The sequence below is a fragment of the Chryseobacterium sp. GVT01B genome (assembly GCF_019970045.1).
GTDB lineage: Bacteria > Bacteroidota > Bacteroidia > Flavobacteriales > Weeksellaceae > Chryseobacterium.
This window is the reverse complement of record NZ_JAHXYI010000008.1, coordinates 189,300-205,498: the sequence shown is the minus strand read 5'-3', so window position 1 is coordinate 205,498 and position 16,199 is coordinate 189,300. Positions and strand designations below refer to the sequence as shown.

Here is a 16,199-nt window from a genome sequence, read left to right as displayed (position 1 = left end):
TTGAATAGACAATCTATGACAGCTAATAGTTACATTCCTTTCAGATATTTCTTCACTTCCTCCAGGTAAGGATACATCACCATATCATCTGAGAAAGCAGGAATAATTTTTCTGATTTCATCATACAATTCCTTTGTAGAAGATGAAACCTTATCCTGGAACCCAAGATATTCAACAGCCTGAATAATGGTAATCGCCTCTATCGCCAATACTTCAAAAGCATTTTCAATCACTTTTCTGCAGATCACCGCAGCATTGGTTCCCATACTAACGATATCCTGATTATCATTATTGTTTGGAATACTGTGAACATACATAGAATTCGACAGCATCTGGCTTTCTGCCGTGGTAGAAGTTGCCGTAAACTGTACTCCCTGCATCCCGAAATTGAAACCTAATTTACCTAAATTTACAAAAGGAGGCAAAATTTCATTGATTTTAGCATTCAGAAGATAGTTTAGCTGTCTTTCTGCAAGCATCGTAAGTTTGGTAACCACAATTTTCAGCTTGTCCATTTCCAGAGAGATGTAATCACCGTGGAAGTTTCCTCCGTGGTAAACATGCTGGTCTTCAACATTGATAATCGGGTTATCATTCGCGGAATTGATCTCGTTTTCAAGAACTTTCTCTGTATATTCCAGCGTATCTAATACCGGACCCAAAATCTGCGGAACACATCTTAAAGAATAATATTCCTGAACTTTTTCCTTGAATACTTTCTCCTGCTCTTCAAAATGGGTATAAAGATGATCTTCTCTTTTTCTGATCAGTTTACTGTCTGCCAGATGAGCACGCATTCTTTCTGCCACTTTCTGCTGACCGTAATGTTTTTTCGTTCCGTTCAGTGCTGCTGATAAATGGTCATCGTAAGCCTGTACAATCTCATTAATGGCACAAGAAAGTCTAAGGGAAATATCTGTAAGCTGATTGGCTTTATAAGCATTCACAATACCGATTCCTGACATCACAGAAGTTCCGTTCATCAAAGCAAGCCCTTCACGGATCTCTACTTTTATCGGCTCTAATCCTTCTGTTTCAAAAACGTCTTTGGTAGATTTTCTTTCTCCTTTATAAAATACTTCTCCTTCTCCAATCAGTACCAAAGCCAGATGAGCCAGCTGAACAAGGTCTCCGCTTGCTCCTACTCCTCCATGCTCAAAGATCAATGGAGTAATATCTCTGTTGATCAGTTCCTGAAGAAGATAAATAACAGACTGATGCACTCCTGAATTTCCTAATGATAAGGTATTCAGTCTTGCCAGCATGCATGCCTTAACTTCTTCTGCAGGTAAAGGATTTCCGATTCCTGAAGAATGGCTTCTGATCAGGTTATACTGAAGCTGGTGTGTATCTTCATCACTGATTTTGAACTGAGCCATCGGCCCAAAACCGGTGTTCACACCATATATTACTTTATTTTTTGAAAACTCCTTTAAAAACTGAAAACTCTTATCCACTCTTGATAAAAGTGATTCATCCAGTTCTATTTTTTCATTCTCAATGATAATTTTTTGAAAGTCTTTCAGTTCTAAAAAGTTATTTATTTTCATCAATTAAAAGTAATAGTTGATAATTTTGTAAAATATTAATTATTTGTCACTAATTTTGCGGCAAAGATAAAAGTTATTATTAAAATAAAAAATCAAAGATGAGCAAAGAATTTGTTGACGTTCTTGTAATCGGAGCCGGACCTTCCGGATGCGTGTCTTCTTCATACCTGAAGAACAATAACGTCAGCGTGAAAATAGTCGAAAAGACAAAATTCCCCAGACTGGTAGTAGGTGAAAGCTTAATTCCGAGGGTAATGGATCACTTTGAAGAGGCTGGGCTTTTCCCTGCATTAGATAAAATGGGCTTTGAAAAAAAGCTTGGGGCACGTTTCCTTCGTGGTGACGAGGTCTGCATTTTTGATTTCAGCAACAAATTCGGGGAAGGCTGGGACTGGACCTGGCAGGTTCCAAGAGCTGATTTTGATAATACTCTTGCTCAGGAAGTCATTAATAAAGGTGTTGATCTTGAATTTGAGACTGAAGTTATTGACATCAAGTTTAACGGAACAGATTCTGTAACTACAGTAAAAAACAAGGATGGAGAAACGAAAGAGATCCATGCTAAGTTTGTGATTGATTCCAGTGGTTACGGAAGAGTGTTGCCTCGTCTGCTAGATCTTGAAAAACCATCAAGACTGTCTCCTCACTCTGCGATTTTCTCTCATGTAAATGATATTAACAGAGCGCCAGGAGAAGAAGGGACTTTAATTTCTTTTGACATTATTGAAACAGAAGTATGGCTTTGGGTAATTCCTTTTTCTAATGGAAATACAAGTTTAGGAATTGTAGGCCCTACTGAATATATTGATAAATTATCTGAAAACGGAGATACAGCCGAAGCTTTAAGAAAAGCTATTTCTCTTTCTGATTATTATGTAAAACGTTTTGGGGATGTGGAATTCCTTTTTGAACCAAGACATCTGAAAGACTATTCTTGCTCGGTAAAAAGTTTATTCGGAGATGGATTTGCATTAACAGGAAATGCATCAGAATTTCTTGATCCGGTATTCTCTTCAGGAATGGCTTTTGCCACAGAATCCGGAATGTTGGCAGCAAAACTGGCGTTAAGACAATTAAATGGAGAAAAGATCAACTGGCAGACAGAATACACTGATTATATTTTATATGGCGTGGATGTTTTCACCACATATGTAAAAGAATGGTATACCGGAAATCTTCAGGAGCTATTTTTCCACCAGCCGGAAAATCCGGACGTAAAGAAAAAGATCTGTGCTGTTTTAGCAGGGTATGTCTGGAATAAAGACAATCCTTTTGTGAAAAAGCACGATACAGTGATTAAAAATCTTGCAAACCTGATCAAACTAGAAAAACAGGAACAGCAAAACCAAGCATAAAAAAACGGTCTGAATTTTCAGACCGTTTTTTATTATTTTATAACTTCTTTGATTTTTTTTCCTAAATCTTTTCCTGTTTGTTCATATGCCCCTGCAATTCTTCCATATTCCATTACAAATTCTTTATTTTGTGGTTTTCCAAGAATTTTGTCTCCTTTTAGTTTCATCACTACATTTGACGGATTATCTGTTTCTACGAAAATCAGATCCGAGGTTAATTTAGCTTCCTGTCCTATCAATCCACCATGCCATCCCGCATAAATCCATTTTGCATCAACAATTAGCGTATACTTAGCATGAGTATCTTTTTTGAAGGCAATTTTTTTAGACTTTCTGTTGATTCCTTTCAGGAAATAATCCAAATATTCCGTGTTTTTAAACGTTTCCCATGCTCCTATCCATTTTCCCCAAGCTTCTTCACCTTTTTTAGCTACAGTTTCTGTTTTTCTTTTTTCCAGATATTGAGCTTCAGTATAATTCTCTACCTGAAAAGCAACATTTTCAAATTTCACCTGAACATTTACTTCTGTCTGGTCTTTCAGAAAGTCAAAATCCCCGGATTCAACATTAATTTGATTTTGTCCAAATGTCACTACACCAATTACTGCAAAGAGTAAGAATAATAATTTTTTCATGTTTTTTTATTAGCTTTATATATTTAAGGGTTCAAAGATATTATAAAAAAGAAATCTTCCACTCTTTATTTTTAATTTTATCTCAAATCAATAAAAGTGATTGGTTTTCTGCTGTTTGGATTGAAAACCGTTTTGGACAGGATATCAAAATCAATGATTTCAATCTTCGGGCTTACTCTCAATTTTGCACGGAAGTGGTCCCTCACTTCATTCACAAAGCTGTCATGTTCTTCTTCTGTACTTAGTTTAATGATAATTTCGTCAAGACCTATTTCGTTGGCCTGAATAACAATCTGATAGCATAAAATATTGTTGAAATCATTTAAAATATCATTCATTGCCGGCGGATACAGCGTTGTTCCTTTATATTTTATCATCTGCTGTTTCCTTCCTACTACAGGGCCTAACCTCATCGTATTTCTTCCACACTGGCATGGCTCATGGTGTGCTTTTACAATATCTCCGGTTTTAAATCTTAGCAAAGGGATGGCTTCAACACCTAAAGTTGTGATCGTAAGTTCTCCACTTTCTCCTTCTTTAACTGGATTTCCGTTATCGTCCAGAATTTCGGTAATAATTAATTCCGGGTGGTGATGTCCTCCGATCTGGAATTCGCATTCTGTGAAAGCAGTACTCATTTCGGTAGAAGCGTAAGTGGAAAAAAGTTTTATATCCCATTTTTCTTTGATCTTCTGCGAAAGAATATTATCTGTAAAATCCTGACTTTTGATACTTTCTCCTATACATACAGCTCCATAAACACTTGAATTTTTATAATCCAATCCATGTTTCTCGGCATAATCAATCATTTTCAACAGAAAAGAAGGAACAGTAATCAGGTATTTTGGTTTGTATCTGAAAATAGAATCCCATTGCAGTTCGGGAATTCCAGGTCCCATTCTCACTACACTTGCGCCCATTTTTCTTAAGCCAAGAAAGTAAGCGAGTCCCGCCATAAACCTTTTGTCTATGGTAGTAATCATCTGAACAACATCTCCTTTCTGAATTCCTGCACAGGCAAATGATATTGCTTCATTATAAGCCAGCCTTTCAAGATCATTATCCGAAAGTCCAAAAGTAACCGGATCTCCCAACGTTCCGGAAGTGGTACTGTAATCGACAATTTTATCCGGTGTTATGCAAAAAAAATCATGATTATACTGCTGAAGATCATTCTTCGTTGTGGTAGGAATCTTCTGAAGATCTTCCAAAGTACGGATGTCAGCAATATGAATATTATTTTCTTTAAACAGTTTCTGATAAAAAGGTGAATGAGCTTCAAGATAAGTCAAAAGTCCATGAAGTTTTTCTTCCTGAAATATTTTGATTTCCTGAATGCCTGCTTTCTCGATTGACGGATGAAATTCCAATGATTTTAATTTTTAAAGAGCAAATTTATTTAAAATTACATGATTGTAAGATGTATTCATGTAAAATGTATTCATGATTTCTACCACAATTTTTATCTCTGGAAGGCAAAAGTTTGTGTATTGGTATTTCCGGCAGTATTGATGGTGGTTACTTTTAAAGTATGAGATCCTGATCCTTTCGGGCATTTTTCATCAAAGGTGTAGACAAAATTATCTTTTACTCGGGCAAAGCGAAGCCATTTTCCATCCAGCTCAGCCCGGAATGAAATAATATCTCCAACCTTCGTTGTTCCTTTTAACAATAAAGAGATGCTGTTTACCAATGCCCCTTCAGCCCATCCTGAGGAAACAGACGGCAGCGTATTGTCTATTAATAATTTTGCTGTGCCCAATCTGTTGAACTGCCCTTCTGCCCTGCCACCATTCCATTTTGCTTTTACCACATTCTTATCACTTCCATAATCAAGGAGGATAACGACTTTATCCCTTTCAGCATCAGATAACTTTCTATTGGGTTTTATTTTCAAGGTATACTCGCCCTGAACCGGAATGTACGGACTTTGTAGAATAATGCTATTTGAAACAGCATTTGGATCTGTATCCGGTTTTTCATAGGCATTGAAATTTACAGCATCGTAGAGTGCATTTTTGCTGAAGTTAATCTCTGCATTTTCGGTGGAGATTGTTTTTCCTTCATTAGGCATTACAATCTTCCCTGTAGAAGATACTTTGTCTGAAACTTTATTTAACTGAAGTTTTGTTGTTAACCGACTTGTATTTCCCTTTGTATCTTTCAGGACTATTTCAATGTTATGAACCTCCTCATCCTGAAGATTGATAATCCCAGTCAAATCCGGGGTCCTGTAATTCTGAAGTCTCATTCCTGGTAAATCAGCCAGGTGCTGAATTCCCATTTTATCCCTGATGAATTTGGTATAATCTATACAGCCATTAATATAGCGGGTGTCATCATAATGGATTTTATCAATTTTAAAACTGTAAATCAGCTTGCCATCCATCAATAGTTCTGCATTATAAATTCCAAGATTAAACCCTTGATTGGCCTTATCTACTGCCTTAATGGCGAAACTTATTTCAGGAGAGTTCACCTTAACAAGGTTAGAAGTATAAACATTTCCTGCTTTTTTCACTGCAATTCCGTTAGCACCAGGTTCGTAGGTACTGAAACGTCTGTCATACCAATACAATCCACTGATAATTGGAGCTATATTATCAGGAATAGCAAAACCGAAAAGCAATGGATTAAGACATTCTTCTGTTTTGGTATCTCTTATTTCAAAATGTAAATGTGGACCAGCGGAGCCTCCCGTATTTCCACTCGATGCAATTTGCTGTCCTTTCTCTACCGGAAACTGTCCTGGTTGAAAACTTATATCCTGCTCCCACTTTTCATCTTTATATTGTCTAGCCTTTACATATTCATCAAGCTTATTGAAGTATTTGTTCAGATGGGCATACACGGTAGTATAACCATTGGGATGAGTAACATATATGGCATTTCCAAATCCGTAACGCTCTACTTTTATCCTGCTGACATACCCTTCTGCAGCTGCTAAAACCGGCAAATTCTCCTGACTATTGGTTCTTAGATCCAGTCCCATGTGAAAATGATTCGTACGGATCGCACCAAAATTGGCTGCAAGTTGCATAGGAATGTTTAATGGATTTCGGAAATAATTCTGAGGGTAATTATTTTGAGCCTGTACAATAATGCTTGTGTTGATAAAGTAGACAAAAAGCATCAGTTGATAAAAGGTTTTCATACAGCATTTGGGTTTATAGATCTATTTAAATGTACAAAATTCTGGCCAATAAGCAGTTGTTGGGATATTCATTTTTAAGAATCACCTTTGTTTTCTTAACCACAGATTTCTTTTGCTGAGTGAAACGCCTTTGCAAACAATTTTAACCCATTCATAAGATCTTTGCGAACTTTGCGTAATCATTAGGTTTTGGCTAAAGCCATTGGATATGTTTTTATTATTTAAGCGGGCTAAAGCCCACTCCTATTGAATAAATCGCATTAAATTTTATATGAAATACAGTCAGGAAGATTCACTTATTCACCATTCACCATTCACTTTCTCCCACTTTCTTTATTATATTTCTGAAATTGAACTTTTTAATAGATGATATCAAAATAAAACATATATTATAAACCGACAAATTTTAGTAAATTTGCAGACTTAATTAATCAACGATATTGAGATATTTACAATGAGCCAATTTAAAGAATACAAAAACCTCAACCTTATTGACGTAGCAGAGAATGTAGCGGAATTTTGGAAACAAAATAAAACTTTCAATAAGAGTGTTGAGATTCGTCAGGGAAATCCTGAGTTTGTTTTTTATGAAGGTCCGCCTTCAGCAAACGGTATGCCTGGAATTCACCACGTAATGGCAAGAGCATTGAAAGATATTTTCTGCCGTTACCAGACGCAGAACGGGAAACAGGTTTTCCGTAAAGCAGGCTGGGATACGCATGGTCTTCCTGTGGAACTGGGTGTAGAAAAAGAGTTAGGAATCACGAAAGAAGATATTGGCAAAAAAATCTCTATTGAAGACTATAACAAAGCTTGTCGTGAAGCGGTAATGCGTTATACCGATGTATGGAATAACCTTACAGAGAAAATCGGATATTGGGTAGACCTTGATGATCCTTACATCACGTACAAGTCAAAATATATGGAAACCGTTTGGTGGTTATTGAAGCAATTGTATAGCAAAGACTTGTTGTACAAAGGATACACCATTCAACCTTACTCACCGAAAGCAGGAACAGGACTTTCTTCTCACGAGCTGAATCAGCCCGGGACATACCGTGACGTTTCAGACACAACGGTTGTGGCTCAGTTTAAAGTGAAAAAAGACTCTTCAGCATTATTCAATGATGTTGACGGGGATGTTCATATCCTTGCCTGGACGACGACTCCATGGACGCTTCCATCCAATACCGCTCTTACTGTAGGTAGAGATATTGAATATGTTGTAGTTAAAACTTTCAATCAATATACATTTGAACCAGTAACTGTTGTTTTATCAAGAGTTCTTTTACCTAAAGTTTTCGGTAAAAAATATACAGAAGGTACTGATGAAGATTTTGCCAATTACACTCCGGAAACTAAAGTAATTCCTTTCAAGGTTTTAAAAGAATTCACAGGGGAAAAACTTGTTGACACGAGATATGAGCAATTAGTTCCTTGGTTTACACCAAACGACAATGCTGAAAATGCATTCAGAGTAATCCTTGGAGATTTTGTAACAACAGAGGACGGTACAGGTGTTGTTCATACTGCCCCTACTTTCGGTGCTGATGATGCGAGAGTTGCTAAAATGGCTCAACCTGAAATCCCGCCAATGTTGGTAAAAGATGAAAATGACAATCTTGTACCATTGGTTGACTTACAAGGTAGATTCATCAAAGGAGACAATGTGCCTGAGGTATTCTCCGGAACTTATATCAAAAATGAATATTATGATGAAGGAACTGCTCCTGAGAAATCATGGGATGTAGAACTTGCGATCCTGTTGAAAACGGAAAACAAAGCCTTCAAAGTAGAAAAATATGTCCACTCTTATCCACACTGCTGGAGAACAGATAAGCCAGTATTGTACTACCCGCTGGATTCATGGTTTGTGAAAATGACTGCTGTAAAAGACAGACTGGTTAATCTGAACAAAGAAATCAACTGGAAACCGAAAGCTACTGGAGAGGGACGTTTTTCCAACTGGTTGGAAAATGTAAACGACTGGAACCTTTCCCGCTCAAGATATTGGGGGATTCCGTTGCCTATCTGGAGAACAGAGGATCTGAAAGAAGAAAAAATCATTGGTTCTGTAGAAGAATTATACAACGAAATCGAGAAATCAATTGCAGCCGGCCTGATGACTGAAAATCCGTTCAAAGGTTTCATCATCGGAAATATGTCTGAGTCTAACTATGAGCTTGTGGATCTTCACAAAAATGTAGTAGACAAAGTAGTATTGGTTTCTGATTCAGGAAAAGCAATGAGACGTGAAAGCGACTTGATCGACGTTTGGTTCGATTCAGGTTCTATGCCTTATGCACAACTGCATTATCCTTTTGAAAATAAAGAATTAATCGACAACAATAAAGCATTTCCTGCTGATTTTATCGCAGAAGGTGTTGACCAGACCCGTGGATGGTTCTATACGCTTCATGCGATCGGAACTGCTGTTTTTGATTCTGTTGCTTATAAAAATGTAATGAGTAACGGTCTTGTTCTGGATAAAAACGGACAGAAGATGTCAAAACGTTTAGGAAATGCAGTAGATCCGTTCGAAACCCTTTCTGTGTACGGACCGGATGCTACCCGTTGGTATATGATCTCTAATGCAAACCCTTGGGAAAACCTGAAGTTTGACATTGAAGGAATTGACGAGGTAAGAAGAAAGTTCTTTGGAACATTGTATAACACCTATTCATTCTTTGCTTTATACGCGAATGTGGATGGCTTCAACTATTCAGAAAAAGAAGTTGAAAACCGTCCTGAGATTGACAGATGGGTTCTTTCTGAACTGAATCTTCTGATCAAAGAAGTAAAAGCTTTCTATGAAGATTATGAGCCAACAAGAGTAGCAAGAGCCATCAGTAATTTTGTGAATGATAACCTGAGTAACTGGTATGTAAGATTATGCAGAAGACGTTTCTGGAAAGGAGATTATTCTGATGACAAGATCTCTGCTTACCAGACTTTATACACATGTCTTGAAGTAGTTGCAAAGCTATCTGCTCCAATTGCTCCGTTCTTTATGGATCAGTTATATCAGGATTTAAATAAAGTAACAGGTAAAGAAAGTTGTGAATCTGTACACCTTACAAACTTCCCTGTAGCTGATGAAAGTTTAATTGATCAGGATCTGGTTGAAAAAACACATCTGGCTCAGAACATTACAAGTATGGTGTTCTCTCTAAGAAAGAAAGAAAATGTAAAAGTTCGCCAGCCACTACAAAAAGTATTGGTTCCTGTACTGGATTCTAAAACAGAAGAGCAGATTTTTGCTGTTGCTGAGCTGATCAAACAGGAAGTAAACGTGAAAGAATTACAGTTAATCAATGCTGAAGAAGCATCTCACTTAATTGTAAAACAGATAAAGCCTAACTTCAAAGCTCTTGGTCCTAAATTAGGAAAAGACATGAAAGTGGTAGGCGCCGAGATTAGCAATCTTACTACAGAACAGATTTCCAGCCTTGAAAAAGAAGGAAAAATAGACGTTCAAGGATATGAAATCACCCTTGATGATGTGGAAATTTCTACAAAAGATATCCCAGGATGGACTGTAACTTCTGATGGAAAAACAACTGTGGCATTAGATTTGACGTTAACCGATGAGCTAAAATCTGAAGGTATCGCAAGAGAATTCATCAACAGAATTCAAAACCTGCGAAAAGATAAAGACTTTGAACTGACAGACAGAATTTCAATCACATTAGAAGAAAGTTCTCCTTTCTTGAATGAGATTAAGAAAAATGAAGAATATATTTCTTCTGAAGTCTTGTCAAATAAAATAGAAATTGTATCTTCACTTTCAAATTTTAACGAAATCGAAATAGATGAGGTTAATTTTAAGATAAATGTTGAAAAAAATTAACATGTAGTTATTATATTTCAAATTCCATTTCATAATTTTATTAAAAAAGAGAAAGAATATGTCAGACGAAAGAGTTAGATACAGCGATGCTGATTTACAGGAATTTAAAGCGATCATTAAAGAAAAAATAGAAAAAGCAGAAAAAGATCTTCAGCTTATCAGAGAAAGTTTTATCAACGACCAGAATAATGGAACCGATGATACTTCACCTACCTTTAAAGCTTTTGAGGAAGGAGCAGAAACTCTGAGCAAAGAGCAGAACTCTATTTTGGCAGGTAGACAGGAGAAATTCGTGCGTGACCTTAAAAATGCTTTGATCAGAATCGAAAATAAAACGTATGGTGTTTGCAGAGTAACAGGAAAACTGATTCCTAAGGAAAGACTTCTAGCCGTTCCTCACGCTACGCTGAGCATCGAAGCGAAAAATATGCAAAAATAACCGCAAGGTTTGTAAAAAATAATATTGGGTTTATAACGTATTCACGAATACTTTATAAACCTAATTTTTAATGTATACCCATGAGCGAATTATTAATTTTAGGATTTATTATCGCAATAGTATTACTGTTTTTCAACAGAGAATGGATTAAAAACAGATTCTTTCCTGATCAGCAGAAAAACTATACTATTGATGACAAGTTCAATTCTGATAAACGTGACCGGGAGAAAGAGATCGACAGACTTTTGAGTAAGATGGGCAAAAATGGAGTCAATGATCTGTCTGAAAAAGAGAGAAAGAGACTTGATGAGCTGTCCAAAATGTAAATATTTAAATATAAGAAATGGAATCTATCATAGTACATCCTAAAAATTCTATGGAGTTGAGTGCACTGAAAAGTGTTTTGAAGGAAATGGGCATTAAATTTGAAAAAGCTCATGTTAAAAGTTCGTATAACGGACAGAAAGTAGTCAAGAAAGCAAGCGATAATAAGCCGGCTGCAAAGCCTTCAAAACCTAAAGGGCAATAATGAAAAAGATCTTAGCGATAACATTTTTGGTGTTATTAATTGACCAGGCTTCAAAAATTTATATCAAAACTCATTTTAATCTGGATGACAGCGTAACTGTTCTGCCTGGATTTAAACTAACCTTTGTGGAAAACCCGGGAATGGCTTATGGATTCCACTTCGGAGGAATTATTGGAAAATATTTTCTGGTGATCCTAAGAATCTTCCTGATCGGAGGAATGGTATACATGTTCAAAAAATGGTTAAAAGAAGGAGCTTCCAATTATCTTTTGATTCCAATGGCGATCATCTTTGCCGGTGCTATCGGAAACCTTATTGACGGAATGTTCTATGGAATGATTTTCGACAGCGGGACGGTATATGATCCTAGCATTGACCGATGGATCGGCTACGGCGGAATCTCAAAAATCGCTCCTTTCGGACACGGATATTCTACTTTTATGAAAGGATGTGTAGTAGATATGCTTCACTTCCCATTGGTAGACTGGAATGTTCCTGAAAGCTGGCCTTTAATAGGAGGAAAACACCTTGAGTTCTTCAAGTATATTTTCAATGTTGCCGACTCTGCCATTACTGTTGGTGCTGCATTCTTATTAATATTCAGAAAAAAAGCTTTCCCTAACGGACTGGAGTTTTAAATGATCTATTTCGGATGAAAAAAATAATCAAAAATATTTTTAAAATTTTCCTGCTTCTTCTGGTTGCAGGAATTATTTTTATTGCCTGGGCAAATTACAGCATCAAAAAAGATAGTGAACCTTTTGTTTCCTACAATATTGCTAATGTACCGGAAGCAAAAACAGGTCTGTTATTAGGTACCGGAAAAACATTAAGTAACGGAACTCCGAATGCTTATTTCTATAACAGAATTAAAGCCGCTGCTGATTTATTCAAAAGCGGAAAAATACAATACATCATCGTTAGCGGAGATAACAGCACCAAAGACTATAATGAACCTGAAGACATGCAGCTGGCATTGATGCAGAGCGGAGTTCCACAGGATAAAATTATTATGGATCACGCCGGATTCCGAACACTGGATTCTGTGGTAAGAGCAAAAGATATTTTCAGCCAGACAAAAGTGATTATCATCTCTCAGAAATTCCATAATGAAAGAGCCGTTTTCCTTGCCAGAAAAAATGGAATGGAAGCCTTTGGGTATAATGCAGCTGATGTGAATAAATATGCAGGGTTAAAGACTAATACGAGAGAGTATGCGGCCAAGGCTAAGGCATACTGGGATCTTCTTTTTGGGGTAGAACCGAAATTTGGAGGGGAGAAGATTGTGATTCCTTAGTTTTTTTAAGCACGGATTGTCACAGATGATTGTTTAGAAAGATATTGAGATTTTGCTGATTAATAGGTTTTGGCTAAAGCCAATGGAGATGCTTTTTTAATCTGGCTGGGCTAAAGCCCACCCCTATTGAATTTTAATAGCAACATCTTTTATCTTTTATCTTTTATCTTTTATCTTTTATCTTTTATCTTTTATCTTTTATCTTTTATCTTTTATCTTTTATCTTTTATCTTTCGTTATTCGCGGCAAACCTCGTAAATTTGCTATTCATTAATTTTTAAATATAAATTTTAAACAAATGTCAAGAATTCTTACCGGCATTCAAGCCACCGGAACACCCCATCTTGGAAATTTATTAGGGGCCATTATTCCTGCTATCGAACTATCCAAGCAGGAAGGAAATGAATCATTTTTATTTATTGCGAATCTTCACACGCTTACACAGATTAAAGATGCGCAGACTTTAAGACAAAATACCTACGAGATTGCTGCGGCTTGGCTTGCTTGTGGACTAGATACTGAAAAAACATTTTTCTACAGACAAAGTGATATCGCTGAAACCTGTGAACTTTCTTGGCATTTATCATGTTTTTTTCCTTATCAAAGATTAACATTAGCCCATTCATTTAAGGATAAAGCTGACAGACTTCAGGATGTGAATGCAGGTCTGTTTACTTACCCTATTCTGATGGCTGCAGATATTTTATTGTATGACGCAGAGATTGTACCTGTAGGAAAAGATCAGCTTCAGCACCTGGAAATTGCAAGAGATGTAGCTTCCAGATTTAACAATCAAATGGGAGAAGTCCTTGTATTACCCCAGGCAGAACTTCAGCAGGACACGAAATATGTTCCCGGAACTGATGGACGTAAAATGTCTAAATCAATGGGAAATATTATCAATATTTTCTTACCTGAAAAGGAACTGAAAAAACAGGTAATGAGCATTGAATCTGATTCTAAATCTCTGGAGGAACCAAAAGATCCTGAAACGGATAAAACATTCCAGATCTATGAGCTTATTGCCACTCCTGAGCAGACTGAAGAGTTAAGAGCCAAGTATCTTGCCGGAAACTTTGGATATGGCCATGCTAAGAAAGAGTTATTGGATCTTATTCTGGTACGTTTTGAGAAAGAAAGAGAAACGTTCACTTATTATATGAATAATCTTGACGAGCTGGAAGCAAAACTACAGCAAGGAGCCGAAAAAACCAGACCTATTGCACTGGAAACTCTTAAAAGAGTAAGAACAAGCTTAGGATTTTAATTCTAAATTGTAAACATAAGAAAGCCTTTCGTTTGAAAGGCTTTTTCTATTGATATAAAGTATACTTCTTTAATATGCATTATTCTTTGTCAGGATAAAGTAATGCATCTGATCTCCGAATTCATAGACAATATCCCATCCAGGGTATTGTTTTATTATGGTTTTAATGATAGATAATCCTAATCCGGTAGAGGTATGATCTGATCCTTGTTTATAGAAACGATTAAAGATTCTGGATTTATCCAAAGGAACGGATGCACCACTGTTCTGGAATGTAATCCGGTTATTTTCAACAATAATATTTAACGTTCCCTCTTCGTTATTATATTTAATGGCATTTTTCAGAAGATTGGACAGAAGAATATCTGCAAGATCCTGATTAAAATCTGCAACAAACTTTCCTTTTTCTATAATATTAACCTCAACTTTTTTAAATGCGATGAAATCTTCATAATTCTGAACCAACTGGGCAATCATTCCGTTAAAATCAACGTCTGACGTTTTATTAAACTGGCTGTTTTCAATTTTGGAAAGCATTAATAATGATTTGTTTAAGCCTACCATTCTTCGCAGATCATTTTTCACGTCGGTAAGAAAGGTCAGACTCTTTTTATCAAGGTCATCATTCTGAATCAAAAGATCAATTTTGTTAATAACAATAGCCAAAGGAGTCTGAAGTTCGTGGGACGCATTTTCAATAAACTGTTTCTGCTGATAAAAAACAAGCTCGTTACGTTCAATCATTTCATTGATTTCCACATTCAATTCTTCAAACTCAGTGATTTTATAAGTCTGCTTTTCCTGTGAAAAAGGAATTCCAAACTGATATTTTTTAAGTTTATCCAAAATCAGATAGAATGGCCTCATTGCTTTATTCAACAGATATCCGTTGATTACAACAATACTTATTACCAAAAGAATATAAAGCACAATTAAAGCAGTCGTAAGGTCGTAGATCAATTCGTCCTCTTCAACGGTAGAAGTTCTTATAACAAGTCTCTGCTGATTTTTAAACTGATCGATAAAGTCCGCCTCCAGAACTCTGTAAGGCTGGTCCTTATCATCATATTCCATATAATACATCTTATTGTACAGTCTGCTTTTATTCTGATATTCTTCAGCTTTAATGGGATTGATTTTAAATTCATTAAATCCAAAATCATTATTCTTCAACAGCTGAGGATTCAGGTAAACGGCTTTGATAATCTGTATTTTCCGATCTTTTAATCCGTCATCCACATTATCATGCACTTCATCCAGGATATAAGCATAAAACAGCCCTGCCCAAACTGCAATAATGAACAGCAGGATGATAATCAGGTATTTTATGGTATAATATTTTAAAGAAACTTTCATCAGATGAATTTATATCCTATCCCGTACACCGCCTGAAAATCAGCTTCGGCATTGAGTGTTTTTAATTTTTTACGTAGATTTTTAATCTGTGAATAAATAAAGTCCAGACTGTCTGCCTGATCGATATAATCTCCCCAGATAGCTTCCGCCAATGTCGTTTTCTGCAAAGTTTTTTCGGGATGGATCACAAAATAATACAATAGATCATACTCTTTGCGGTTAAGAACCAATTCCTCATTTCCTACTTTCACCGTTCTGTTCTCCGGATCAATACTTATATTTTTATATCGGATGATATTTTCACCATCCTGATTCTTTCTTCTGATCACAGACTTGATTCTCGCCATTAGTTCTGCAAGATGGAAAGGTTTTGCAAGATAATCATCAGCTCCAATTTCCAGCCCGGTTACCTTATCATCCACTGAATCTTTGGCAGAAAGGATGATTACGGGATCTTTCTTGTGCATTTTTTTTATCTCTTTCAGCAGATCTATTCCATTTCCGTCAGGCAGCATAATATCCAGCAAAATACAGTCATATTCATAAGAAATAATTTTCTCCAGTCCGTTACTGTAATTTTCTGCATACTCCACAATGAAATGTTCTGCCTCCAGAAATTTCTGTACCGTATCTTTCAGTTCGGGCTCATCTTCTACTATTAAAATCTTCATACCTCTGGATCTATATGCTCTGCTGCGCGATTAACTTATATCAAATATAGGAAATTATAAGGAGGGAAGCCGGAGATAGGGATACACATCCGAAAG

14 protein-coding genes are annotated in these 16,199 nt (G+C 36.3%); 8 read left to right on the top strand and 6 right to left on the bottom strand.

Annotated features, from left to right (window positions below; translation table 11 throughout):
• Positions 1-29: 29 nt before the first annotated feature.
• On the bottom strand, positions 30-1,550 hold the full coding sequence (gene hutH / locus LC457_RS20000) for a histidine ammonia-lyase (protein WP_223601423.1): 1,521 nt from the start codon (positions 1,548-1,550) through the stop codon (positions 30-32).
• Positions 1,551-1,648: 98 nt separating this feature from the next.
• On the opposite strand from hutH, the gene LC457_RS19995 reads away from it, so the two are divergent.
• On the top strand, positions 1,649-2,905 hold the full coding sequence (locus LC457_RS19995; RefSeq protein ID WP_223601422.1) for an NAD(P)/FAD-dependent oxidoreductase: 1,257 nt from the start codon (positions 1,649-1,651) through the stop codon (positions 2,903-2,905).
• Positions 2,906-2,937: 32 nt separating this feature from the next.
• On the opposite strand, the gene LC457_RS19990 is transcribed toward LC457_RS19995, so the two are convergent.
• From LC457_RS19990 to LC457_RS19980, 3 genes are all read right to left on the bottom strand, one after another.
• Positions 2,938-3,540, bottom strand: a complete 603-nt coding sequence (locus LC457_RS19990) for a hypothetical protein (RefSeq protein WP_223601421.1) — start codon at positions 3,538-3,540, stop codon at positions 2,938-2,940.
• A gap of 77 nt (positions 3,541-3,617) precedes the next feature.
• Positions 3,618-4,910: a phenylacetate--CoA ligase family protein gene (locus LC457_RS19985; protein WP_223601420.1), complete on the bottom strand. Its 1,293-nt coding sequence runs from the start codon at positions 4,908-4,910 to the stop codon at positions 3,618-3,620.
• A gap of 92 nt (positions 4,911-5,002) precedes the next feature.
• Positions 5,003-6,694, bottom strand: coding sequence for a M23 family metallopeptidase (locus LC457_RS19980; RefSeq protein ID WP_223601419.1), 1,692 nt, complete (start codon positions 6,692-6,694; stop codon positions 5,003-5,005).
• A 454-nt stretch (positions 6,695-7,148) separates the two neighbouring features.
• On the opposite strand from LC457_RS19980, the gene ileS reads away from it, so the two are divergent.
• The 7 genes from ileS (at position 7,149) to trpS (ending at position 14,076) form a co-directional block, all read left to right on the top strand.
• A complete protein-coding gene (gene ileS / locus LC457_RS19975; protein WP_223601418.1) occupies positions 7,149-10,544 on the top strand; it encodes an isoleucine--tRNA ligase in 3,396 nt (1,131 codons plus the stop codon).
• A 58-nt stretch (positions 10,545-10,602) separates the two neighbouring features.
• Positions 10,603-10,983, top strand: coding sequence for a TraR/DksA C4-type zinc finger protein (locus LC457_RS19970; protein ID WP_002983772.1), 381 nt, complete (start codon positions 10,603-10,605; stop codon positions 10,981-10,983).
• Positions 10,984-11,063: 80 nt separating this feature from the next.
• Complete coding sequence (locus LC457_RS19965) at positions 11,064-11,309, top strand: DUF6576 domain-containing protein (protein WP_223601417.1); 246 nt, start codon at positions 11,064-11,066, stop codon at positions 11,307-11,309.
• Positions 11,310-11,326: 17 nt separating this feature from the next.
• Positions 11,327-11,512, top strand: coding sequence for a DUF2683 family protein (locus LC457_RS19960; RefSeq protein WP_223601416.1), 186 nt, complete (start codon positions 11,327-11,329; stop codon positions 11,510-11,512).
• Entirely contained in the window at positions 11,512-12,150 is a 639-nt protein-coding gene (locus tag LC457_RS19955) for a lipoprotein signal peptidase (RefSeq protein WP_223601415.1), read from the top strand. The genes LC457_RS19960 and LC457_RS19955 overlap by 1 nt, the downstream gene beginning before the upstream one ends.
• Before the next feature lie 14 nt (positions 12,151-12,164).
• Positions 12,165-12,809, top strand: a complete 645-nt coding sequence (locus LC457_RS19950; protein WP_223601414.1) for a vancomycin high temperature exclusion protein — start codon at positions 12,165-12,167, stop codon at positions 12,807-12,809.
• A gap of 298 nt (positions 12,810-13,107) precedes the next feature.
• Positions 13,108-14,076 carry a tryptophan--tRNA ligase gene (gene trpS / locus LC457_RS19945; RefSeq protein WP_223601413.1) on the top strand — a complete coding sequence of 323 codons (969 nt, stop codon included), beginning with the start codon at positions 13,108-13,110 and terminating at the stop codon, positions 14,074-14,076.
• A 69-nt stretch (positions 14,077-14,145) separates the two neighbouring features.
• On the opposite strand, the gene LC457_RS19940 is transcribed toward trpS, so the two are convergent.
• Positions 14,146-15,432, bottom strand: a complete 1,287-nt coding sequence (locus LC457_RS19940) for a HAMP domain-containing sensor histidine kinase (RefSeq protein ID WP_223601412.1) — start codon at positions 15,430-15,432, stop codon at positions 14,146-14,148.
• Complete coding sequence (locus LC457_RS19935) at positions 15,432-16,103, bottom strand: response regulator transcription factor (protein WP_047381613.1); 672 nt, start codon at positions 16,101-16,103, stop codon at positions 15,432-15,434. Before LC457_RS19935 ends, LC457_RS19940 begins: the two co-directional genes overlap by 1 nt.
• Positions 16,104-16,199: the final 96 nt, after the last annotated feature.

Coding starts and splice junctions, on each gene's coding strand:
- LC457_RS19960 (WP_223601416.1), top strand. CDS start 11,327: ATGGAATCTATCATAGTACATCCTAAAAATTCTATGGAGTTGAGTGCA.
- ileS (WP_223601418.1), top strand. CDS start 7,149: ATGAGCCAATTTAAAGAATACAAAAACCTCAACCTTATTGACGTAGCA.
- LC457_RS19995 (WP_223601422.1), top strand. CDS start 1,649: ATGAGCAAAGAATTTGTTGACGTTCTTGTAATCGGAGCCGGACCTTCC.
- LC457_RS19965 (WP_223601417.1), top strand. CDS start 11,064: ATGAGCGAATTATTAATTTTAGGATTTATTATCGCAATAGTATTACTG.
- LC457_RS19980 (WP_223601419.1), bottom strand. CDS start 6,694: ATGAAAACCTTTTATCAACTGATGCTTTTTGTCTACTTTATCAACACA.
- LC457_RS19990 (WP_223601421.1), bottom strand. CDS start 3,540: ATGAAAAAATTATTATTCTTACTCTTTGCAGTAATTGGTGTAGTGACA.
- hutH (WP_223601423.1), bottom strand. CDS start 1,550: ATGAAAATAAATAACTTTTTAGAACTGAAAGACTTTCAAAAAATTATC.
- LC457_RS19970 (WP_002983772.1), top strand. CDS start 10,603: ATGTCAGACGAAAGAGTTAGATACAGCGATGCTGATTTACAGGAATTT.
- LC457_RS19940 (WP_223601412.1), bottom strand. CDS start 15,432: ATGAAAGTTTCTTTAAAATATTATACCATAAAATACCTGATTATCATC.
- LC457_RS19950 (WP_223601414.1), top strand. CDS start 12,165: ATGAAAAAAATAATCAAAAATATTTTTAAAATTTTCCTGCTTCTTCTG.
- LC457_RS19955 (WP_223601415.1), top strand. CDS start 11,512: ATGAAAAAGATCTTAGCGATAACATTTTTGGTGTTATTAATTGACCAG.
- trpS (WP_223601413.1), top strand. CDS start 13,108: ATGTCAAGAATTCTTACCGGCATTCAAGCCACCGGAACACCCCATCTT.
- LC457_RS19935 (WP_047381613.1), bottom strand. CDS start 16,103: ATGAAGATTTTAATAGTAGAAGATGAGCCCGAACTGAAAGATACGGTA.